Source organism: Bradyrhizobium murdochi, from assembly GCF_000472965.1.
Lineage (GTDB): Bacteria > Pseudomonadota > Alphaproteobacteria > Rhizobiales > Xanthobacteraceae > Bradyrhizobium > Bradyrhizobium murdochi.
Genome location: NZ_AXAU01000016.1, coordinates 1 through 20,831, shown reverse-complemented (window position 1 = coordinate 20,831; position 20,831 = coordinate 1). Strand labels below are relative to the sequence as shown.

General features: G+C 62.0%; 20 protein-coding genes. 7 read left to right on the top strand and 13 right to left on the bottom strand.

Features of this window, described 5'->3' with window-relative positions:
• Positions 1–44: 44 nt before the first annotated feature.
• From YUO_RS0125995 to YUO_RS0125985, 3 genes are all read right to left on the bottom strand, one after another.
• Positions 45–497, bottom strand: a complete 453-nt coding sequence (locus YUO_RS0125995) for a phasin (RefSeq protein ID WP_063830323.1) — start codon at positions 495–497, stop codon at positions 45–47.
• Between the two features lie 390 nt (positions 498–887).
• Positions 888–2,528 (bottom strand): chaperonin GroEL, encoded by a 1,641-nt coding sequence (gene groL, locus YUO_RS0125990; RefSeq protein WP_028349897.1) that lies wholly within the window; start codon positions 2,526–2,528, stop codon positions 888–890.
• A gap of 90 nt (positions 2,529–2,618) precedes the next feature.
• A complete protein-coding gene (locus tag YUO_RS0125985) occupies positions 2,619–2,933 on the bottom strand; it encodes a co-chaperone GroES (protein WP_028349896.1) in 315 nt (104 codons plus the stop codon).
• A 382-nt stretch (positions 2,934–3,315) separates the two neighbouring features.
• Between YUO_RS0125985 and YUO_RS0125980 the strand changes: the two genes are divergently transcribed.
• Positions 3,316–3,603, top strand: coding sequence for an usg protein (locus tag YUO_RS0125980; protein WP_028349895.1), 288 nt, complete (start codon positions 3,316–3,318; stop codon positions 3,601–3,603).
• Between the two features lie 148 nt (positions 3,604–3,751).
• Positions 3,752–4,291 carry a cupin domain-containing protein gene (locus YUO_RS0125975; RefSeq protein WP_028349894.1) on the top strand — a complete coding sequence of 180 codons (540 nt, stop codon included), beginning with the start codon at positions 3,752–3,754 and terminating at the stop codon, positions 4,289–4,291.
• A 100-nt stretch (positions 4,292–4,391) separates the two neighbouring features.
• Here YUO_RS0125975 and YUO_RS0125970 read toward each other — a convergent pair whose 3' ends face one another.
• Both YUO_RS0125970 and YUO_RS41790 read right to left on the bottom strand, forming a co-directional pair.
• The gene (locus YUO_RS0125970) at positions 4,392–5,642 is read right to left on the bottom strand and encodes a NupC/NupG family nucleoside CNT transporter (RefSeq protein WP_028349893.1); all 1,251 of its coding nucleotides are present in this window, start codon (positions 5,640–5,642) and stop codon (positions 4,392–4,394) included.
• A 43-nt stretch (positions 5,643–5,685) separates the two neighbouring features.
• Entirely contained in the window at positions 5,686–6,978 is a 1,293-nt protein-coding gene (locus YUO_RS41790; protein ID WP_051379665.1) for a glycosyltransferase family 87 protein, read from the bottom strand.
• 175 nt (positions 6,979–7,153) lie between these two features.
• Here YUO_RS41790 and YUO_RS41785 point away from each other — a divergent pair, with 175 nt between their 5' ends.
• The gene (locus YUO_RS41785; protein ID WP_063830322.1) at positions 7,154–8,191 is read left to right on the top strand and encodes a glycosyltransferase family 2 protein; all 1,038 of its coding nucleotides are present in this window, start codon (positions 7,154–7,156) and stop codon (positions 8,189–8,191) included.
• A 55-nt stretch (positions 8,192–8,246) separates the two neighbouring features.
• Here YUO_RS41785 and YUO_RS0125955 read toward each other — a convergent pair whose 3' ends face one another.
• The 8 genes from YUO_RS0125955 to YUO_RS0125920 form a co-directional block, all read right to left on the bottom strand.
• Complete coding sequence (locus YUO_RS0125955) at positions 8,247–9,332, bottom strand: cache domain-containing protein (RefSeq protein ID WP_028349892.1); 1,086 nt, start codon at positions 9,330–9,332, stop codon at positions 8,247–8,249.
• 9 nt (positions 9,333–9,341) lie between these two features.
• Positions 9,342–11,312, bottom strand: a complete 1,971-nt coding sequence (locus tag YUO_RS0125950) for a glycosyltransferase (RefSeq protein ID WP_028349891.1) — start codon at positions 11,310–11,312, stop codon at positions 9,342–9,344.
• The gene (locus tag YUO_RS0125945) at positions 11,312–12,517 is read right to left on the bottom strand and encodes an HlyD family secretion protein (protein WP_028349890.1); all 1,206 of its coding nucleotides are present in this window, start codon (positions 12,515–12,517) and stop codon (positions 11,312–11,314) included. The genes YUO_RS0125950 and YUO_RS0125945 overlap by 1 nt, the downstream gene beginning before the upstream one ends.
• 481 nt (positions 12,518–12,998) lie before the next feature.
• Positions 12,999–13,763 (bottom strand): SDR family oxidoreductase, encoded by a 765-nt coding sequence (locus YUO_RS0125940; protein ID WP_028349889.1) that lies wholly within the window; start codon positions 13,761–13,763, stop codon positions 12,999–13,001.
• Between the two features lie 13 nt (positions 13,764–13,776).
• Positions 13,777–14,535: a proteasome-type protease gene (locus tag YUO_RS0125935; RefSeq protein WP_028349888.1), complete on the bottom strand. Its 759-nt coding sequence runs from the start codon at positions 14,533–14,535 to the stop codon at positions 13,777–13,779.
• A gap of 338 nt (positions 14,536–14,873) precedes the next feature.
• Positions 14,874–15,716 carry a transglutaminase family protein gene (locus tag YUO_RS0125930; RefSeq protein WP_028349887.1) on the bottom strand — a complete coding sequence of 281 codons (843 nt, stop codon included), beginning with the start codon at positions 15,714–15,716 and terminating at the stop codon, positions 14,874–14,876.
• 112 nt (positions 15,717–15,828) lie between these two features.
• Entirely contained in the window at positions 15,829–16,773 is a 945-nt protein-coding gene (locus YUO_RS0125925) for an alpha-E domain-containing protein (protein ID WP_028349886.1), read from the bottom strand.
• A 16-nt stretch (positions 16,774–16,789) separates the two neighbouring features.
• Positions 16,790–18,208 carry a circularly permuted type 2 ATP-grasp protein gene (locus YUO_RS0125920; protein WP_028349885.1) on the bottom strand — a complete coding sequence of 473 codons (1,419 nt, stop codon included), beginning with the start codon at positions 18,206–18,208 and terminating at the stop codon, positions 16,790–16,792.
• A gap of 219 nt (positions 18,209–18,427) precedes the next feature.
• Here YUO_RS0125920 and YUO_RS0125915 point away from each other — a divergent pair, with 219 nt between their 5' ends.
• The 4 genes from YUO_RS0125915 to YUO_RS41780 all read left to right on the top strand — a co-directional run.
• Positions 18,428–19,168: a competence/damage-inducible protein A gene (locus YUO_RS0125915; RefSeq protein WP_028349884.1), complete on the top strand. Its 741-nt coding sequence runs from the start codon at positions 18,428–18,430 to the stop codon at positions 19,166–19,168.
• Positions 19,169–19,223: 55 nt separating this feature from the next.
• The gene (gpt, locus tag YUO_RS0125910) at positions 19,224–19,742 is read left to right on the top strand and encodes a xanthine phosphoribosyltransferase (protein WP_028349883.1); all 519 of its coding nucleotides are present in this window, start codon (positions 19,224–19,226) and stop codon (positions 19,740–19,742) included.
• Between the two features lie 77 nt (positions 19,743–19,819).
• Entirely contained in the window at positions 19,820–20,458 is a 639-nt protein-coding gene (locus tag YUO_RS0125905; RefSeq protein ID WP_028349882.1) for a hypothetical protein, read from the top strand.
• 172 nt (positions 20,459–20,630) lie between these two features.
• Positions 20,631–20,831 (top strand): DUF4372 domain-containing protein (locus YUO_RS41780; protein WP_035727673.1); only part of this gene is annotated, 201 nt, incomplete at its 3' end.

The window sequence follows — 20,831 nt, the reverse complement described above, 5'->3', positions numbered from 1 at the left end:
CCCTCCTTGACGTAATCCTGGATGTGGTTGAGCGCCGGTCTTTTTTAGCCGGTTTGATGTAGAACCTTGGTGAAGTGCTTCCTGATCGGCTCACCCGTTTCCGTCGCAAGCTTCTGGGCAAGTACCCACAATTCCCTGTTCTGGTCAGAAGCAGTGTCGAACGCCTTGCGCGCTTGCGCTGCGGACAAGGTAACGACATCGCTCGGCGACTTGCTGCCGACGAGATGGGCGAAGAAGTCGAGCGCAGCGGCGGCATTGGCGTTGGAGATTTCGAACACCTTGAGCCCGTAGTCGGTCGCGCCTTTGGCGTTGCTCGAATAGGTCTCGCGCACCGCTTCCGTCATCTCCGCCGACGCGGCCTTGATCTTCTCGTAGTTTTCCCGTGCGCGGGCGAAACCCTGCTCGGCAAGCTCGCCGCTTACGCCGGGCCAGCCGATCTTCGAGAAATCCGGCAACGGCATGCCGAAGACATTGGTTCCGTTTAGTGTGACTTTCATTTCGCTTTCACTCACAGAGCATTACTCCTTCGCGAGCGAAAGCGATCCTCGCGACGCACGCTCGCGTCACGAGAGCTCACGCTCCGTGGTTGGACCAGATTTTGGATGAGCTTTGATTTAGCCCCGACCCGATACGACTTTGCCCAGAAGGAGCGGGGATGTCGGTTCGGTTTGCGACTCTCGCTCAGATTTTTTTTGAAGTTGTCAACCTAAACAAACGTATGTTTGCTGAGCGCTGTGCATAACCGGGATATCTCAAGCGGCGGGAAGGTTTTGCTTCAGCGTGACGTTGCAGAAACAGCGCGCCGTTGCGGTCCGGATCCGCCCAAAACAAAAACCCCGGCATTTCTGCCGGGGTTTTGCATTTCTCGTATCGCCTGAGTGGCTGGATCAGAAATCCATGCCGCCCATGCCGCCGCCCGGGGGCATTGCGGGGCCGCCGGCGTTCTTCTTCGGCAGTTCGGCGATCATGGCTTCCGTGGTGATCAGGAGAGCCGCGACGGAAGCCGCGTTCTGGATCGCCGCGCGGACCACCTTGGTCGGGTCGATGATGCCCTTGGAGACCAGATTGCCGTATTCGCCGTTCTGCGAGTCGAAGCCGTAGGAATACTGCTCCTTCTCGAGGATCTTGCCGACGATGACGGAGCCGTCTTCACCGGCGTTGATCGCGATTTGGCGGGCCGGCGCGGACAGCGCCTTGCGCACGATCTCGACGCCGGTCTTCTGGTCGTCGTTCTGGGTCTTGAGGCGCTTGAGCTGCTCGGTGGCGCGGAGCAGGGCAACGCCGCCGCCCGGCACGATGCCTTCTTCAACCGCCGCACGGGTCGCATGCATCGCGTCATCCACGCGATCCTTGCGCTCCTTGACCTCGACCTCGGTCGCGCCGCCGACGCGGATCACCGCGACGCCGCCCGCGAGCTTGGCCAGGCGCTCCTGCAGCTTCTCACGGTCGTAGTCCGAGGTGGTTTCCTCGATCTGCGCCTTGATCTGCTGTACGCGCGCCTCGATGTCGGCCTTCTTGCCGGCGCCGTTGACGATCGTGGTGTTTTCCTTGTCGATCATCACCTTCTTGGCGCGGCCGAGCATCTGCAGCGTGACGTTTTCGAGCTTGATGCCGAGATCTTCCGAGATCGCCTGACCACCGGTCAGCACCGCGATGTCCTGCAGCATGGCCTTGCGGCGATCGCCGAAGCCCGGAGCCTTGACGGCCGCGACCTTCAGACCACCACGCAGGCGGTTGACGACGAGGGTGGCGAGGGCTTCGCCTTCGACATCTTCGGCGACGATGACAAGCGGCTTGCCGGTCTGCACTACGGCTTCGAGCAGCGGCAGCAGCTCGTTCAGCGAGGAGAGCTTCTTCTCGTTGATCAGGATGTAGGCGTCGTCCATTTCAACGCGCATCTTGTCGGCGTTGGTGACGAAGTAGGGCGAGATGTAGCCGCGGTCGAACTGCATGCCTTCGACGACGTCGAGTTCGGTCTCGAGCGACTTGGCTTCCTCAACCGTGATCACGCCCTCGTTGCCGACCTTCTTCATGGCGTCAGCCAGGAACTTGCCGATTTCGGCGTCGCCGTTGGCGGAGATGGTGCCGACCTGGGCGATTTCCTCGTTCGAGGTGACCTTCTTGGAGTTCTTGACGAGGTCGGCGACCACGGCTTCCACCGCCAGGTCGATACCGCGCTTCAGGTCCATCGGGTTCATGCCGGCGGCAACCGACTTGGCGCCTTCACGGACGATCGCAGCCGCGAGCACGGTTGCGGTGGTGGTGCCGTCGCCGGCAGCGTCAGCCGACTTGGAGGCAACTTCGCGCACCATCTGCGCGCCCATGTTCTCGAACTTGTCGTCGAGCTCGATCTCCTTGGCGACGGTGACGCCGTCCTTGGTGATGCGGGGAGCGCCGAACGACTTGTCGAGCACGACGTTGCGGCCCTTGGGGCCGAGCGTCACCTTGACGGCGTTGTTGAGGATGTCGACGCCGCGCAGCATGCGGTCGCGGGCATCGACGCCGAATTTGACTTCTTTGGCTGACATATTTGGTTTCCCTGAGTTGGTCTTTGTTTCTCACCCTGTCGGGGAGGCGCCTTGCGGGCGCTCCTCAGGGTGAGCGTGGCAGGCGATGTCTTAGGCGGCCTTCTTCTTGGCGGAAGTGACGTCGAGGACGCCCATGATGTCGGACTCCTTCATGATCAGGAGTTCCTGGCCGTCGATCTTGACCTCGGTGCCCGACCATTTGCCGAACAGCACGCGGTCGCCGACCTTGAGGTCGATCGGGATCAGCTTGCCGGCTTCGTCGCGGCCACCCGGGCCGACGGCGACGACTTCGCCCTGGGAGGGCTTTTCCTTGGCACTGTCCGGAATGATGATGCCGCCAGCGGTCTTCTCTTCGGCGTCGATGCGTTTGACGACGACGCGGTCGTGAAGCGGACGGAAGTTCATGCAGTCCTCCTAAACGTCTGGAAATGTTGTAGAATTGTGGAATTTTGGCAGTCTGGACCAGCGAGTGCTAATCCGACTGCGGCTGATTTAGGCCAGTATTCTTCGGGGGACAAGGGCTTCTAGCAGAAAAATTGGCACTCAAATATGTCGCCTGCCAATTTTGTTCGGCATGATTAATGCGACCGGGGAAGCCTCCGCGCCCCGTATTAGCACGTGCGGTAAGCTGCTGCTAACGCGCGAATTTTCAACAATTCATTAAACATTTAGGCTTGTGATGGGTTGGTATCGTGCGTCACATTTCTCTCATGTGAGCGCATCTCCGCCGGGGTGGCTCGGTGTGTGGCCACCACGTGAAATGCGCTTCCAGCAATGGAGGTTTGGCATGGTTTCGCGGGTTGGAGTTGCTTCCGACGACTTCCGGAAGCAGGTGCTGGGTTACGGGCTGACGACGGCGCAAATTCTGTATCGGATGCCGGATCACCCTTCATTACTGCAGACCTATGTCTGGCAGAACTACGATCTGTTTCCGAAATTCCCCGCGCTGAAGGACTTCCTCGCGTTCTGGCAGGAAAAGCTTGATGGCCCGCTGTTTTCCGTAACGGTCGCGCATTCCAGGCTGATCAAGCCGACTGAGCTGCGTGCGGTCGACGGTGTGTTCAGGCTGCATTGAATTTCAGGTCTCGTAGGGTGGGCAAAGGCGCGACAGCGCCGTGCCCACCATCTGATACTCCGCTCGGGATGGTGGGCACGCTGCGCTTTGCCCACCCTACAAAAATTTTCTGTGTTAGCCTCCTGCCATAACGACAAGGGAGGCACACATGGCCAAGCAGAAGGCGGCATCACGGCCTGCGGCACAGCCCGCGGTGAAAAAGAAATGGTCGGGCCACAAGACATCAGCCAAATCCCCGGCACGCAAAACCCTCAAATCCAAGGGACGCGTATCGAAAGCCAAGGCGACCAAGAAGGCCCGGCCGAAGCAGCGCGTCGCCATCAGCCATCACCGCGAAGAAGATTTCAAGGCCGACGGCCTGCGCACTTACGCAAAGTACCGCGACCTCGGGATTGCCGACGCCACGCACGGCCTGGCGCAGGCGCATGTCATCCGTCTCATCGGCCCGTGCAACCCGGCGGAAGTTTCAAAACTGCATTATCACGACGTCGAATTCCAGATGGTCTATGTGCTCAAGGGTTGGGTGAAGACCTACATGGAGGGGCAGGGCGAGACGCTGATGAAGGAAGGCAGCGCCTGGACCCAGCCGCCGCGCATCAAGCATCTGATCATGGATTATTCCGACGATGCCGAGTTGCTGGAGGTGATCCTACCGGCGGAGTTCAAGACGGTGGAATTGACGGGGTAGTGCGGCATGCACGTCGTTCCGGGGCGGCTCGTAGAGCCGAACCCGGAACCTCGAGATTCCGGGTTCGCGCTGCGCGCGCCCCGGAATGACAGAAAGACGGCTAGGTCATCACTCCCACCACCGCCCCCATCAAACACGTCGCCAGCGTACCCGACACGATCGACTTCAATCCCAGCGCATTGATCTCCTCGCGCCGCTCCGGTGCCATGGTGCCGAGGCCGCCGATCATGATGCCGAGGCTGGCGAAGTTGGCAAAGCCGCACATCGCGTAGAGCATGATCAGCCGCGAGCGCGGATCGAGCGCGTCCGTGCCGAGTTTCGAGAGGTCGAGATAGGCGATCAACTCGTTGAGCACGGTTTTGGTACCCATCAGGCTTCCGGCCGTGACGGCTTGCGGCCAGGGCAGGCCCATCAGCCAGCACACCGGCGCCATCACAAGCCCCAGCAGCCGCTGTAGCGAAATTTTGGCGCCGCCGATCTCGGGCAACAGCCCGAGGATCGCATTGACGAGATAAACCAGCGCCACCAGCACCAGGAGCATCGCGACGATATTGAGCAGCAGTTCGAGTCCTGCCGCCGTGCCCTTGGTGATTGCATCCATGGTCGAGGACGCATGCATGTCGGGATCTCCGAGCGAGCCGCCAGTGCGCTTATCGGAAGTCTCCGGCACCATGATCAGGCTGATCAGGATCGCGGCCGGCGCGCCCAACACGGATGCAATGACAAAATGCGCCGCCGCGTCCGGGATCAGCGGTGCCAGGAACGTAGCGTAGAGCACCAGCACGGTGCCGGCGATGCCGGCCATGCCGCCGGTCATCACCAGGAACAATTCGCTGCGCGTGAGTTGCGCCAAATAGGGACGGATAAACAGCGGTGCCTCGACCATGCCGAGAAAGATATTGGCTGCGGCCGATAGCCCGACCGCGCCGCCGACGCCGAGCGTGCGCTCCAACAGCCACGCCATGCCGCGCACGATCGGGGGCAGTACGCGCCAGTAGAACAGCAGCGTGGTCAGAACGCTCATGACCAGCACGATCGGCAGCGCCTGAAATGCCAGGATGAAATCCGCGCCCGGCGCCTTGAGATCGAACGGCAGCGCGCCGCCGCCGAGATAGCCGAACACGAAGGAAGTGCCAGCGCGCGTCGCCGCCGCGATCGTGCCAACGGCGTCGTTGATGGCGCCGAAGGCTCTTGCCACCAGCGGCAGCTTGAGCAGCACCAGCGCGGTAATGATGGTGACGGCGAGGGCGATCGCCACCTGACGGAGCGACACGGCGCGGCGGTTCTCGCCGCAAGCCCATGCGATCGCCAGCAACGCCAGCACGCCAAACGCCGATTGCAGTTGCAGCATGAATCCCCCGAAAGCCCCGGCAGGGATTATGGGGGCAAGGGCGTCAACTGCGCAATGCGCTATCGGCCAACGGCAGCGAGGCGGCCGCTTTGCCCGGTACGGCTGCCGTGAACAATCTTTGCAGCAGATAGGCGGCGAAGGCAGGCGCGATGAATCCGGGTCCCGGAATTTGCAGGTTGCCGAACAGCAATTGCAGCGCCGGGGTCCAGAAAACGAGCTGGGCCAGGTGGCGCCCGGTTGCGTCGAGCTTTCCTTCCGCGAGCAGCGCGATGCTTGCGAAGCTCAGCGGCAGCAGATCGTAGCTGCCCAAATAGGGTGAAGTGGAGGCCGTGCAGGCCAGGAACAATGCCTGCAACAGCCTGGCATCGCCGCCTCTGCGATAGCGGAACGCGATGGTTACGGTCACGACGGCCGCAAGGGCGAAAGCAAACTGGATCGCTTCACCGGCGCGATTGCCGACAAGTCCGCGCACGTTCATAAAAATACTGGCCTGAAACGGCATCGCGGTGCCGGCAGGATCGCTCAGCACTTCACGCTGCAATGGCAGCGCCTTGGCGATGTAGTCGTGCCAGCTCTCCGGACCGCCGATGGCGACGCTGATCGCGAACAGTGCAATTGCCGTCATCGCAGCCCACAGGAAGACCCGCCAGCGGCCCGACGCGATTAGCGCAAACGGAAACAACACGCCAAGCTGGGGCTTCACCGTGAGCAGCCCGATCAGCACGCCGGCGACGACCGGTCGCCTATCGAGCGAAGCGAAGATCGCGAGCAGGGCTGCAGTCGTGAGTAACGAACTCTGGCCCGAGATCACGCAAAGCAATGCGGCCGGCGAGACCAGGACCACCACGAGAATACGCGCGTCGGCAACCTCTCGGCGCCCCGCGAGGTAGAACGCGAGAAAGCTGGCCACAAACCAGGCGATCAGGGCCGGGAGATAGGCCAGCAGACCGAACGGCGCCATCACGACAAGAGCTGTCGGCGGGTTCGGCCAGTTCTGTCCGGGATAGCCGGGGCCGAGCAGCTTGGCGAGTTCGGCATTGTAGGTCACAAGATCGTAGAAGCGGGCTGGATCGGCATCCAGCACCGCGTGCCCGTACATCCACAGGTTCAGGAAATCGCGCCCCAGCACCAGCGTGACGTTGTCGCGAGGAAACGGCCAGGTCCAGTTGGTGGTGCAAGCATAAGCCAATAGCGTCAGCGTAAACAGCGCGCTGCCGAGCAGCAGCAGACCTCGCAGAAATTCCGCGTCTTCCGGATTGTCGGCTTGCGGGATGAGAGCGCTGAGAAACCGCGCCGCACACGAACGATCTGGATTGGACAGGCTCTCGTCCGGCATCGGGATTTGCCCCCCATGAATGTCTCAACGGCCGGAATCCGGACCAAAATGCAGGCGGTAGACCAAATTAGGACATGCAACTTAAGTTTTTCTTTAGAGGAAGCCGGCAAAAGTGCGGCATGGTCTGCACCGGGCGCTTGGCGCCCGTTAACCGGTGCGACAGCGGATTCAACCGATGAACTGCGTCGTTATCCCTGCGTACCGTGCGGCAGCCACGATTCTGCCGGTTATCACGGCGATCGGTCCCGAAATTGAGATGATTATCGTCGTCGATGACGGCTGCCCCGAGGGTACGGCGCTCGTGGTCGCGAACCGGTGTTCCGATCCGCGGGTCGTCTCATTGATGCACGATACAAACCGGGGTGTCGGCGGCGCCTTCCTGACGGGGATGCGTTACGCGATCGCACATGGCGCTGATATCATAGTGAAGATTGATGCCGATGGACAAATGGACCCGTCGCAGGTGCCGGCGCTGATCCACCCCATCGTCAGCGGGCAGGGCGACTACGTCAAAGGCGACCGCTTCTTCTTCCTTACCAATGCTGCGTCGATGCCGAAGGCCCGGCTGATCGGCAATCTCGCGCTGTCGTTCATGGCAAAACTGTCAAGCGGCTACTGGACCATCATGGATCCGACCAACGGCTTCTTCGCCATTCATGCCCGCGTCGCAGAGCTGCTCGACGATGAACGGATCACAAAACGGTTCTTCTTCGAGACCGACCTGCTGTTTCATCTTGGCCTGATCCGCGCCAAAGTCGTCGAATTTCCGATGCGTGCGTCCTATGGCGGGGAAGTTTCGAATCTGCGCATTTCGCATCAGCTCGCGCCGTTCCTCAGCGGGCATATGCGCAATACCTTCCGCCGGATTCTGTACCGCTACTTCTTTCGCGAATTCTCGTTGGCGTCGATTCAGCTTGTTGCAGGCGCCGCGCTGTTCGGCTTCGGTCTCGTGTTTGGATTGTACCACTGGTGGGCGGCGGCGGATCAACTGGTCCCGACCGGAACCATCATGATCGCAGCACTGACCTTCCTGATCGGATTCCAGCTTATGCTGTCGTTCCTGAATTACGACATCAGTTCGAGCCCCCGAGAACCGCTGCATCCGTTTCTGACCCGGGTTCCGAACCTCGCGCCTGTGACCGGCGAACTGGCCAAAGCAAGCGCATCAGAGACGAGCGATGCCGGCCCGCAGCCGGTCCGCCGGCAGGCATAGCGCGTGATACACACGATTTCGCGGGCGTCCGATCGCGCGCCAACGTCGAGCGCCATCAGGAACTGGACCGGCCCATCAGCTTCGACTGCATCCGAACCAGGGCGTTGCTCAGCCTCGCGGCTTCCTCAAACCGCGTTTCCGGATAAGGCGCCCTGGATGTAGGATCAAGCACGATAGCCTCGGCTGCTTCAGAGAGCCGGCGCAGCGGCGTCCTTAGCCATTGCGCCACGAGATAGAGCAGCACCAAAGCGGCGAGGGCACCAGTTCCGAGCATGACCCAGAACGATCTGGTCAACTCGCGTGTTGCTGCTGTCGCAGCGTCCGCGTTCTGGCGAACCAAAAGCGACCAGCCGAAGCTCGGGAGATCGGCAAAGCCGGTCATCGGAACGATCGCGGTGAAGTAGTCCTTGCCATCAGGCCAGCGCTCACGCAGAAACGCGGTATTGACGCGATCGGTCGCCAGCGCAGAACTGATGTTTAGCGGCTTGTTGACGAGATCTGGCGGGCCAAACAGGACGACTCGATCACGCGAAAGCAGAACTAGCTCGATGCCAGGCGCCTGCAACTCTGCCATACCCTCCACAACCCAATTCCAGTTTAGCTGCGCTCCGACCACGCCGGTGACGGAACCGGCATTGTGCACAGGCGCAGCAAGATCGATGGAACGGCTGGATTCCATGGACGCCGGCGGCAGGTGCGCGCGATCGTGTGCTCCATTGACATCGATGGCCGCAGTTACATCAAGGCCTCGCCTGAACCACGGCTCTTGTGCGACGCGTTCGCCCTCGAGCGTTCCGTCGGTGGCCGCCACCACTTTCCCCTCGAGATTTGCGACGCCAAGCCAGGAATAGCGGGTATCGAGCCTGCTCATGAACTCGATTTGCTGGCGGGCACTTGCCGGATTGGTCGAATCGATCAGGATAGCAAGCCGTGCGACATCCATGGACAATCCGTGGAGCCGCCGCGCCACCAGGTTGGCGCTCAATTCGCCGCGTGTAGTCAGCTTCTCAACCTGCAGTTCTTCGACCCGCCGCTGCAGGGCAGCGGTACTGACTGTCGCAGTCACAACCGCGGGCACCAGCATGAGCATGGCGCCTCCGAGGAACACAAGCGTACGAAGGCTCAGCCGCCTGCCTGCCATCACGCCTCCTTAGTGGGTTAAAGCCCGAGCCAACTCGCGGATCATGCGGACAACGTCTGCCCGATCGGGTCCCGGAACGGCTCGAGCCGTATGAAGCTTCTCGATGATCTGCGCACGCTGCATCGTGGTGGACGAGAACTTCAGCCGGTAGCCATCACGTGTCGGCGCAAGGACGAGTGCCTCAACGTCACCGATCCCAGGGACCGTCAGTAACCCTGTCGTCCCTAACGATAGGCCAAATGGACCGCTGACTCGTCCGCCCTCGGGACCGAGATTGATGAGCCAGCCACGGTGCTTCTCGCCTCCGATGGTCAGAGTGGTAGGTTCGGTGACCTGTCGCTGCGGCCGGTTATATCGTGGCCGTTCGATGCACACGGCGGTGGCCACGAGCAGGACCAGAATGTTGTAGACCGTCCAGAACATGACGACGGCAAGACCGTCATTGGCTGTCGACGACGTATTGAAGATGAAATCGGAGTTTAGCGGCACGACCAGGCCGCCGACGGTCAACCCCAAGAGCATCAGGAACGGTCGCATCAATGACCATTGGACGACGACTTTTGTCCGGTTGCCGCCCTTGGCCGTCACCGAAAACTTGTGGGGGCCCTTCGTCAAGATGCCCAGCGCCAGGGCCCTGCAGACCGGCCAGGCGGCGATTAGCTGCGCTGTGTCGTTGAGGACTGGAATGAACAGCCCCTTGGAAAGCCAGTTCAAGGTCACCAGGACGGCCAAATAATACGGCAGGTAATAGCTGACGATGTCGACGAGCGATGCGTTCACGATTGTGATGCCGAACCACCAAAAGAGCAGGGGACAGATCAGGCTGGCAATTCGGAACGGAAAGGTGCTGATCCAATAGAGCAGTGAATCCAGTATGCCGATCCGGTATATCAAGCCCAATCGATGAGAGCCGGTCGGATTGTACGAACGACGAACAATCTGCATGAGGCCAAGGCACCAGCGGCTGCGCTGGGCGATATATTCCTTGAGGCCCTCCGGCGCCAAACCCTCGGTCAGCGGCTCGTTCAGGTACACCGTCCGCCATCCATTTTCCGCAAGCTTCAGCGTGAGCAGGAAATCCTCGGTCACGCTTTCGGTCGGAAGCCAGCCGATCTGCTCAACCGCCCGAAATCTCACCACGGACGAGGTGCCGCAGCAAATCGCGATTCCCCAGGCATCACGCGCCGGTTCGACATTGTCGAAGAAGTGGCGTTGCTCGTCCGGATATGCGGAGCTGATGCCAAGGTTGTGCTGGATTGGATCGGCGTTGAAGTAATGCTGAGGCGTTTGAACAAGCCCGACGCCTGGATCGTGAAACAACGCCAGCGCCCGCTCTATAAAGTCGACGTGCGGGATAAAGTCTGCGTCGAGCACGGCGACAAAATCGGGGCGGTCCGGATCCCGAGCGCGTTCGGCAAGCGCATGGTTGATGTTTCCGGCCTTCGCATGCGCGTTATCGGAACGCACGATGTATCCGACGCCGTGGCGGTCGCAGGCTTGCCGCAGCCAATCCCTGCGGCCATCGTCGAGCACGAAAACGCGATACCGAGGAAACTGGACGGCCTTTGCGCCGACAATCGTCCGTTCGAGCACTTCCGGCGGCTCGTTAAACGTCGTGATGAAGATATCCACACGCGGCGCTTCTCCAGGCAACCACCATCCGGCGTGCCGGTTCGCTTCCGCCGTACGTTCCCGCACCCGAAAGAGGATGAAAAATGCTATCGACGAAGACAGCACCGTCAGCGCCTCGAGCGTGGCGAAGCCCCAACTGAAGAGCGCATCGTTCGTCCAACCGAGTGGCGCCAGGGTGTTGGTGAACCGCCAGGCCACGTAGCGCCACGACAAAACGGTCGCTCCCCCGAGCAGAAGGGCGCGCCAGTACCATCGGCTTGGATTGAGCAGCGGCAGCACGACCAGGCGCAGCCCGACGATGACCGCGGCTCCGGCAAAGGCCGCCAGAAGTGGCGAGAGCAGAAGCATCAAAAGCCGTAGCGTGTGAGAAACTTCCGAATGGTAGCGATGTGGCCACTGGAAAAGATCACGCGGCCGGTCCGGCCGATCGCGCAGCCGAGATCCGGCTGTCGTGTCAGTTCAGGCACCGTCACCGTGACGTCGAAGCGCTGCAAATGCTGCGGGCTGGGACCCACGGCGAGATTTGGATAAAGCGACGACGCCCCCGATCCGCCAAGCCGGGTAATCGTTCCGTCAAAAATCCGGTCGTCCCCGAACAACCGAAACTGCACCGGCACTCCGACCGACAGGGTGGCGTAAAGGGCCTCGGAGACGCCTGCCGTGACGACCAGACTGTTGCAGTCGACCAGCTTGACAATATCCTGGCCTCGACGTGCATGCTCGCCATCATCCACCAGAAAATCCCAGACGACGCCCGGGACCCGGGCGTTGAGGACAGCGGACGTCAGGCGGTTGACACGGAGACGCTCGGCGTCGATCTGTCGGCCGTACTGCACGATGCGAGCCTTGATTCGTTCCTCGTCGACGTAGAGCTCGGCCAATCGCAGGTCGATTTCGTGGATACGTTGCGCCGAGAACGGTGCGTCGTTGTAGGACTCGCCGATGAACACTCCCGCGTGGGCCGCTGCAAGTTCGGTCTCGAAGTATTTGCCTCGCTCCCTTGTACTCTGCAGCTCTTGCTGCACGACATCGAATGCCGCACGAGCCCGACCCAGGTTCGCAACCGTCTGTACGCCGCGGATTTTCAGCTCGTTGGCGCGGTTGAATTCGGCGTCTGCCTCGCGCAGTCGCGCACCTGCGGCATCCTGGGCCGCCTTCGCCTCGGCTATCCGTACTTCAATCTGACGGATTCGGCCGCGTCGGTAGTCGGCAGACTGCGCCTCGAGGCCGGCTCTTGACAGCGACAGGGCGACCCTCTGCGCAGCGATGCGCTGGAGCTCGATCTGCTGGCCGTCGCGATCGCGTTCAAGCTCGAGAAGGCGGGCGGTGTCGAACCGTTCATCGGTAACACGCGCCACTAGTTCCCCGGCATTGACTCGCGATCCGATGCTTCGCACGGCGAGCGCTACTCTGCCTTCGATTGGGGCGCGAACGACGTAAAGTCGCGCATTGACCGTGGCATCTTCCGACGTTCCGGCAAAGTGCTCGCCGACCAGAACGTACAGCCCCCCGGCGAAGAAAATCAGACCGATGATCAGACGTGCGAGTTTCATGAGCGACCGCGAGCTGTAATCCAGCTTCTCAAACTTTCAACGTCCTACGGCCGATGTGCTGCGCCGGCACGGTCATGAAGACTAGCTGAGCGAGAGTTGATGCGGACCGAGACTTGAGAGGAATCGTCCAGCGTTGGCCTTGTGGTAATCGAGTCCTGATCTGCTATCCATCCGGACGATTACGGAACAGCAGTGTAAAGTCTTTTCAGAACGCGAGTATGGGCCAGCGACATCGCCGTGGCGGCAGGGGCCGGCACGGCTGCGATCGCACTGTTGTGGATGAAGTTGTCTTTCGCCGCTGCGGAAGCTGGACGGCTGGAGTAGGGGCTACGATGCCTCAGCGTGTCGTCCTTGCGAATGCAAGGAGGACCCATACCGCGTGATCTTCGCGTTGAATCCCGAACAGTAGACGTCTCGTAACCCAATCACCGCCGCGGAGTATGGGTCCCCGCTTTCGCGTGGACGACGCCGCTGGGTCTGCTCAGCCCCGTCCGACGAACGGCATCTTGGTCGCCATGACGGTCATGAACAGCACGTTGGCATCTAACGGCAGGCCGGCCATATAGGCCACCGCATCGCCGACCGCCTTCGCGTCCATGCGCGGCTCATGTTTCATCGTGCCATCGGGCTGCATCACACCGGGGCCGGCGACCATGCGGTCGGTCATGGGGGTTGCGGCATTGCCGATGTCGACCTGGCCGACTGCGATGTCGTACATGCGGCCGTCGAGGTTGGAAGCCTTGGTGAGGCCGGTGATCGCGTGCTTGGTCGACGTATAGGCCGCGGAGAACGGCCGCGGCGCGTGCGCCGAGATCGAGCCGTTATTGATGATGCGGCCGCCGCGCGGGGTCTGGTCCTTCATGATGCGGAAGGCGTGCTGGGTGCACAGGAACGGGCCGGTCAGGTTGGTGTTCACCACCGCCTGCCACTGCTCGAGGCTCAAATCCTCGAAATTGACCGGCGGCGCGCCCATGCCGGCGTTGTTGAAGAGAACGTCGAGCCGGCCATAGGTATCCTTGACCTTTTGAAACAGGGCCGCAATCGAATCGGGCTTGGTCATGTCGGCGGAAACGCACAGGCTTTTGCCGACATTGTCGCCGAGCTTCTTGGTTTCTTCCAGCATCTCCATGCGACGCCCGGCGAGCACCACGGTGAAGCCGGCATTCATCAGCGCCAGCGATGCCGCGCGTCCGACGCCGGTGCCGGCGCCGGTCACGAGCGCGATCTTGTTGGTTGCTTCGGCCATTGTTTCCTCGCCTTCAGTTCTTGGTTTCTGTTTCGGATTTGTAGGGTGGTCTCGGAATATTCTGGTGTGCCGCCCGCAAGGCCGCCGACCAGCGCGAACGCAGGTCGTGGAAATAGGGCTCGCCGGCCTCGATGCGGTGGTTGAGGTCGGCCTCGCAAGCATCTGCGCGCACCACCAGCACGTCGATCGGCAAGCCGACGCCGAGATTGGAGCGCATGGTCGAATCCATCGAGATCAGGCCGGTCTTCAGCGCCTCATACAGTTCGACGTCGTAATGCATCGCACGATCCAGCACCGGCTTGCCGTATTTGTGCTCGCCGATCTGCAAGTAGGGCGTGTCGGTGGTGCATTCGATGAAATTGCCGGCCGTGTAGACCATGAACAGCCGCATCCGCGAGCCCTTGATCTGGCCGCCGAACAGGAAGGAGACGTCGAAGGAGACGTCTTCGGATCGCAGCGCCTCGCCTTCGGTGGCGTGCACGGCGCGGATGGCGCGGCCGATGCGTTGCGCGGCCTGGAACATGGTCGGCGCGTTGATCAGCGTTTCGAGTTCGCCGGTGTGCGGATCTTCCATGCCCTCGGTGAGCGTTGACAGCACCGACTGGCTGATCGCCAGATTGCCGGCGCTGGCGACCGCCATGATGCGCTCGCCGGGTTTCGAGAAAATATGGAGCTTGCGGAAGGTCGAGACGTTGTCGAGGCCGGCATTGGTGCGCGTATCTGCGATCATGACGAGACCGTCCCGCACCAGAATTCCGCAGCAATAGGTCATTCCAAGTCCCCGAACGCGCCTGATTTTCGGCGCCAACTAGTAGCCAATTTCGAGGAGCCATCCAACCCCAATTCCCCGTGGCGCGGCATGCAGCCGGCGGCGTAAAAGCTCTAAACCGTAGGCGGGGGAACGCGTGCGGAAATCCGTGCTGATTGGCTCGATTGCAGCCTTGTTACTGCTAGGCAGCGTGGGCGCCCAGGCAGGTCCCTGGGAAGGCGGCATGATGGCCTACAACCCGGGGCGCGCTTAGCGCGAACCCGGGATCTCGAGATTCCCCGATGCGCAATTGCGCATCTGAGATCTGGTGCTTGCGCACCATCCCGGAATGACATGCAAATTCACGACTGCGACTGGCTTTGCCATTGTCCCGGCCGCCCGGCCTGTTCGACCCTGACCGCCACCGTCAGCGTCTCCGCTCCGCCGCCATAGCGGGTGCCTCGCACCGGTGCGGCGCCGAGGTAATCGAGCCCGATCGCGACGCGGGCGTGGGCGTCGGTGGTGCAGATGCCGTTGGCGGCGTCGAACCCGATCCAGCCCAAATCTGGCACGTAGGCTTCCGCCCAGGCGTGGCCCGCCGGCTGGTGCACCATTCCGTCGGAGCGCAGGAAATGGCCGGAGACGAAGCGCGCCGGAACGCCGCCGGATCGGGCGCAGGCGATGAAGATGTGCGCATAGTCCTGGCACACGCCGCGCTTGAGCGCGAACGCCTCCGCCGCCGAGGTGCCGGAGTTGGTAGGATCCTCGTCGAACGTCATGTGCTCGTTGATCTGCACCATCAGCGCATGCAGGAAGCCGAGCACGTCGCCATCGGACTCCGACCGTAGCTCGCGGGCAAAGATCGCCATCGCCGGATTGACTTCGGTCAGCGCGGTTTGGCGCAGGAACAGGCTCGGCGGAAAGCGCTCGTCGGTGCCGCGCAGCACGCCGCCAGTGTCATGGGTCTCGATCAGGCCCTCGACATTGATGGTGAGGTCGGCGATCGGCCCGTGGGTGAGCACATGCGTGACGTTGCCGAATGCATCCTGGTGCATGTCGAGGCGAGAGTCGGTCGAGACGTCGATCTGCCATTCGGCGACATACTGCCCGTCATGGCTGCCGGGCGTCATGCGCAGGATTTGGATCACGCCCGTGGCCGGCGGCTCGTAGCGATAGCTGGTGGAGTGGGCAATTCGCAGGCGCATTGTGCGTCTCTTCGTTCGTGCCGTCATTCCGGGGCGATGCGAAGCATCGAACCCGGAATCTCGAGATTCCGGGTCTGGCGCTTGCGCGCCATCCCGGAATGACGGTGCCTGGTTATATCAAATACTGCTTGGTGATGATCTCACCGAGCCGCGCATTGTCCGCGATGAACTCCTGGATGAACTCATGGACGCCGTGCTGGAAGATATCGTCCATGTGGCTGTGTTCAAGCCGGTTGCGGACGCCGCGGGCATGGCGCTGGGCGGCGCCTTGGCGACCATAGGCGACGCCGATCTGGTCGAGATTGCGCACCAGATTGCTGTAACAGCTCGCCAGCGAGCGTGGCAGCGTGTCGTTGAGGATCAGGAGGTCGGCGATCAGCCACGGCTTTAGCGTCTCGCGGTAGACCCAGTGATAGGCGGTCAGCGCAGAGACCGAGCGCAGGATCGAGGTCCACTGGTAATAGTCCAGGGGACCGCCGACGTGCTCCTCCTCGGGCAGCAGCACGTGATATTTAACGTCGAGAATGCGCGCGGTGTTGTCGGCGCGCTCCAGGTGCAGGCCGAGCCGCGAAAACCAGTAGGCGTCGTTGCGCAGCATGGTCCGGTAGGCCGAGCCGTCGAACCGCAGCGAGGTCTCCTGCACGAAGCGGAGAAACCGCGCCAGTTCCTCGCGGCTCGACGTACCCTTGCCCCAGACCTCCTGCAATTCGATCCAGGCCGAGTTGATGGTGTCCCACATCTCCGATGTCAGCGCGGTTCGCACCGAGCGCGAATTGAGCCGGGCGGCTTCGATGCAGTTCTTGATCGAAGAGGGATTGGAAGGCGAGAACGCCAGATATTCGACGACGTTCTGCTCGGTGGCTTCCGGATAGGCCTCGTAGAAGCTTGCGCTGACCCCGGCCGTCAGCAGCGCCGATTCCCACTCATTGGTCTTGCCGATATAGGCGGCGGGCAGCGCAGTGACTCGCAAGGTCGCATCGATGGTGCGCGCGATATATTCGGCGCGCTCGACATAGCGGGCGAGCCAGTACAGGTTTTCGGCGGTGCGCGACAGCATACGAAAATTTTGCCCTCTATTCGTCCAGTATCCAGGTGTCCTTGGTGCCGCCGCCCTGGCTGGAATTGACCACCAGGGAGCCTTCCTTCAGCGCCACCCGCGTCAGTCCGCCCGGCACGATGGTGACGTGATTGCTGCCGGTCAGCACAAAGGGGCGCAAATCGACATGGCGCGGGGCGAGGCCGGAGGCGGTGCAGGTCGGACAGGTCGAGAGCGCCAGCGTCGGCTGGGCGATAAAGCCCTCCGGCTCGCGCTTGAGCTTGTCGCGGAACGCCTCGATCGTCGCCTTCGTTGCGGCCGGGCCGATAAGCATGCCGTAGCCGCCGGAGCCGTGCACTTCCTTCACCACCAGCTCGCTCAAATTGTCGAGCACATAGGCGAGGTCCTTCGGCTCGCGGCAGCGCCAGGTCGGCACGTTCTTCAGGATCGGCTCTTCGCCGAGATAGAACTTTACGACCTCCGGCATGTAGGAATAGATCGCCTTGTCGTCGGCAATCCCCGTGCCGACCGCGTTCGCCAGCGTGATATTGCCGGCCGCATAGGCCGACATCAGCCCGGGCACGCCGAGCGCCGAATCCGGGCGGAAGGTGAGGGGGTCGAGGAAATCGTCGTCGACGCGGCGGTAGATCACGTCGACACGTTTGAGCCCCTCGGTGGTGCGCATGAACACCTCGTCGTTCTTGACGATGAGGTCGCGGCCCTCGACCAGCTCGATGCCGAGCTTGTCGGCAAGGAAAGAGTGTTCGTAATAGGCGGAATTGTAGACGCCGGGCGTCATCAGCGCGACCGTCGGCTCGGCCGCGGCGGAGAGCGGCGCTACCGAGCGCAGCGCCGACAGCAATTCGTCCGGGTATCGCTCTACAGGTGCAACGCGGTGGCGGGCGAACAGGTCCGGAAACAGCCGCATCATGATTTCGCGGTTTTCCAACATATAGGAGACGCCCGAGGGCGTCCGCGCGTTATCTTCCAGCACGATGAAATTGTCGGCGTCGACCCGGACGATATCGATCCCTGCGATGTGGACGTAGACGTCGTGCGGCACGCTCTGGCCGTTCATCTCGGGGCGGAAGACCGGGTTTTGGAAGATCAGGTCGTCGGGAATGATGTTGGCGCGCAGGATGTCGCGGCCGTGATAGATGTCGCGCAGGAACATGTTGAGCGCGCGCACCCGCTGCTTCAGGCCCTTCTCCAGAACGGACCATTCCTTCGCCGACATGATCCGCGGGATCACGTCGAAGGGGATCAGCCGCTCCTGGGCCTCCGCATCGCCATAGACCGCAAAGGTGATGCCAATCCGGCGGAACAACAGTTCCGCCTCCTGACGGCGATATTCCAGGGCGTCAGGAGGCGTCTCCTTCAGCCAGCGGGAGAGCTCCCGATAGGCCGGGCGGAGGTCGCCGCCGGGCCCGTTCATTTCATCGAAGGCAACTGCCATAAGTCCTGACTATCTCTCGAAGCCATGCGGCACGGTGCATGAGTTCACGGGATGGTAGCAAGGCTCGGGCCAGCGCGATATGCATTGGCTTGCGGCATTTCGTGTGGGTAGCCGGCCGCGCTGCCCTAAAAAAGGGCTGCCGGGTGCTTATTTCGGCAGCAAACCCCCGTGACTTCAATGCGTTGCTTGCGCAAAGTACGGGGCAGGTGGGGAGAAGTCATGAGCGAGATCGTCACGGCGGGTATTCTGGTCATCGGCGATGAGATCTTGTCCGGCCGTACCAAGGACAAGAACATCGGCTTCATCGCCGAATACCTGACCAATATCGGGATCGACCTCAAGGAGGTCCGCATCGTCGCCGACGACGAGACCGACATTGTCGACGCCCTTCATGCACTGCGGCATCGCTACACCTACGTCTTCACCACCGGCGGCATCGGGCCGACCCATGACGACATCACCGCCGACAGCGTTGCCAAGGCCTTTGGTGTCGGAATCGGGCATCATCCGGAGGTTGTGGCGCGCTTCCGCGAGCGCTGGAGCGAGCAGGATCTGAACGAGGCGCGGCTACGCATGGCGCGTGTGCCCGACGGCGCCGAACTGATCCAGAGCGCGACCATTCTGGCGCCCGGTTTCAAGCTCGGCAATGTAATAGTCATGGCCGGCATCCCCTCGATCATGCAGGCGATGATGGACATCGTCGCGCCCAAGCTGAAATCGGGGGTGCGGATGCTATCGGACTCGGTCCGCGCCAATGCCCGCGAAGGCGACATCGGCGGGCCGTTGCGGGAGATCGCCATCGCCCATCCCGACACCATCATCGGCAGCTATCCGTTCATGGACGAGGACAAGAAGCCGAACACCAACCTCGTCGTTCGCTCCCGCGATCCCGACAAGCTCAACGCCGCGATGACCGCGGTGAAGGAGATGTTGGCGGCATTGAACGTCACCACCCGGTAGCAGACAGGGCCAGGACAAGACGAAGCGACAAGACGAAGCGACAAGGCGAAGCAGCGTGGCAGACAACAATTACGAACCGAGCGCCGGGGCGAAGGCCGGCCGGCCCTTTCCGGTGTCCTGGGACCAGTTTCACCGGGATTGCCGGGCGCTGACCTGGCGGCTCAACGAGGTCGGGCCGTTTCACGCCGTGATCGCGATCACCCGCGGCGGCCTGGTGCCGGCTGCGATCGTGGCCCGCGAGCTGGGCTTGCGCGTGATCGATACGGTCTGCGTGGCGAGCTACGACCACGACAAGCAGGGTGATCTGCAGGTGCTGAAGGGCGTTTCGCCCGATGTCGCCAAACTGGGCGGCGGCACCGGCAAGGGGCTGTTGATCGTCGACGACCTCGTCGATACCGGCACCACCGGCCGCCTGGTGCGCCAGTTGCTCCCCGATGCACATTTCGCCACCGTCTACGCCAAGCCGAAAGGCAAGCCGCTGGTCGATACTTTCATCACCGAAGTGTCGCAGGACACCTGGATCCATTTTCCCTGGGACACCGCGCTGTCGTTCCAGCCGCCGATCCGTCCGTAGGGCGAATAGCGAATTGCGAATGGCGAGTAGGGAAAGCTACCATTCGCTGCTCGCCATTCACTACTCGCGCCCTTCACATGCCCCTCCAAAACCGCGTCACCCCCACCGGCGAGATCATCGCCACCCCGCATCGCGGTATGTTCACCGGTAACCGCGGCATCATCCACGACCCCGCGACCAAGACGCTATTGAAGAAGCGCTGGTCGAGCCCGGCGTGGATCACCTGCGTCTGCGAGTTCAGGGGTTGGCGGCGGCCGGTGATGGGCCGGCGGAGCTGGACCGAGCTGTTCTTTCTCGACGAGGCGACCGCCTTCGCCGCCGGCCACCGCCCATGCTTCTTCTGCCGCCCTGACGACGCCAACCGCTTTCGCGCGGCGTGGGAAGAGGGCAATGGCGCGAAGAACATTCGTGCGCGGGTGATCGATGCAGTGCTGCATGGTGAGCGGCTGGAGCGCGGCAAGAAGCGGCTGCATCCGCTGCCGGTGCCGGTTCAGCAGTTGCCTGACGGCGCGATGGTGCAGCGGGGCGCCGAGAGTTTTCTGGTCCTGCAGGGCAGGGCACTGCAATGGTCGACGGCGGGATATCGCGAGGCGGTCGATGCGCTCGATGACGCATTGCTGTTGACGCCGCCGTCAACGCTGCGTGCGCTCCGTACTGGATATCGGCCGGTGCTCCATCCAAGCGTACAGTGCGTTCCCTCCCCCCTTGCGGGGTAGGGCTAGGGAGAGGGGTAAGCCGCAGCGGCGGTGCGTGTGGCTTACCCCTCTCTCCAACTCTCCCCCGCAAGGGCAGGGCTGTCCGGGGAATGATTCACTATGTCGCGGTGCATGCTCGGCGAGACCGAGGCAAATCGGCCTTTTCTGGTTGTCGAGACACAGAAGGCCGAGCATGCGATTTCGCGATAGCATTTTTGGAAGGCTCCTTGAACCGATCAATCGGCGGCAGTTTCAGACAGTTGTGGATCGTCTGGGCGGGGATGCCTACGACAAGTCATTCAAGAGCTGGGATCATCTGGTGGCGCTGATCTACGCGCAGCTGAGCAGGAACGACAGTCTGCGCGGGGTGGTGGCGGGCTTCAATGCCAATCCG

Coding starts and splice junctions, on each gene's coding strand:
- YUO_RS0125920 (WP_028349885.1), bottom strand. CDS start 18,208: ATGGCAGTTGCCTTCGATGAAATGAACGGGCCCGGCGGCGACCTCCGC.
- YUO_RS0125925 (WP_028349886.1), bottom strand. CDS start 16,773: ATGCTGTCGCGCACCGCCGAAAACCTGTACTGGCTCGCCCGCTATGTC.
- YUO_RS0125940 (WP_028349889.1), bottom strand. CDS start 13,763: ATGGCCGAAGCAACCAACAAGATCGCGCTCGTGACCGGCGCCGGCACC.
- YUO_RS0125980 (WP_028349895.1), top strand. CDS start 3,316: ATGGTTTCGCGGGTTGGAGTTGCTTCCGACGACTTCCGGAAGCAGGTG.
- YUO_RS0125955 (WP_028349892.1), bottom strand. CDS start 9,332: ATGGCAGGCAGGCGGCTGAGCCTTCGTACGCTTGTGTTCCTCGGAGGC.
- YUO_RS0125930 (WP_028349887.1), bottom strand. CDS start 15,716: ATGCGCCTGCGAATTGCCCACTCCACCAGCTATCGCTACGAGCCGCCG.
- YUO_RS0125985 (WP_028349896.1), bottom strand. CDS start 2,933: ATGAACTTCCGTCCGCTTCACGACCGCGTCGTCGTCAAACGCATCGAC.
- YUO_RS0125945 (WP_028349890.1), bottom strand. CDS start 12,517: ATGAAACTCGCACGTCTGATCATCGGTCTGATTTTCTTCGCCGGGGGG.
- YUO_RS0125915 (WP_028349884.1), top strand. CDS start 18,428: ATGAGCGAGATCGTCACGGCGGGTATTCTGGTCATCGGCGATGAGATC.
- groL (WP_028349897.1), bottom strand. CDS start 2,528: ATGTCAGCCAAAGAAGTCAAATTCGGCGTCGATGCCCGCGACCGCATG.
- YUO_RS0125970 (WP_028349893.1), bottom strand. CDS start 5,642: ATGCTGCAACTGCAATCGGCGTTTGGCGTGCTGGCGTTGCTGGCGATC.
- YUO_RS0125905 (WP_028349882.1), top strand. CDS start 19,820: ATGCCCCTCCAAAACCGCGTCACCCCCACCGGCGAGATCATCGCCACC.
- YUO_RS0125935 (WP_028349888.1), bottom strand. CDS start 14,535: ATGACCTATTGCTGCGGAATTCTGGTGCGGGACGGTCTCGTCATGATC.
- YUO_RS41790 (WP_051379665.1), bottom strand. CDS start 6,978: ATGCCGGACGAGAGCCTGTCCAATCCAGATCGTTCGTGTGCGGCGCGG.
- YUO_RS0125995 (WP_063830323.1), bottom strand. CDS start 497: ATGAAAGTCACACTAAACGGAACCAATGTCTTCGGCATGCCGTTGCCG.
- YUO_RS0125975 (WP_028349894.1), top strand. CDS start 3,752: ATGGCCAAGCAGAAGGCGGCATCACGGCCTGCGGCACAGCCCGCGGTG.
- YUO_RS0125950 (WP_028349891.1), bottom strand. CDS start 11,312: ATGCTTCTGCTCTCGCCACTTCTGGCGGCCTTTGCCGGAGCCGCGGTC.
- YUO_RS41785 (WP_063830322.1), top strand. CDS start 7,154: ATGAACTGCGTCGTTATCCCTGCGTACCGTGCGGCAGCCACGATTCTG.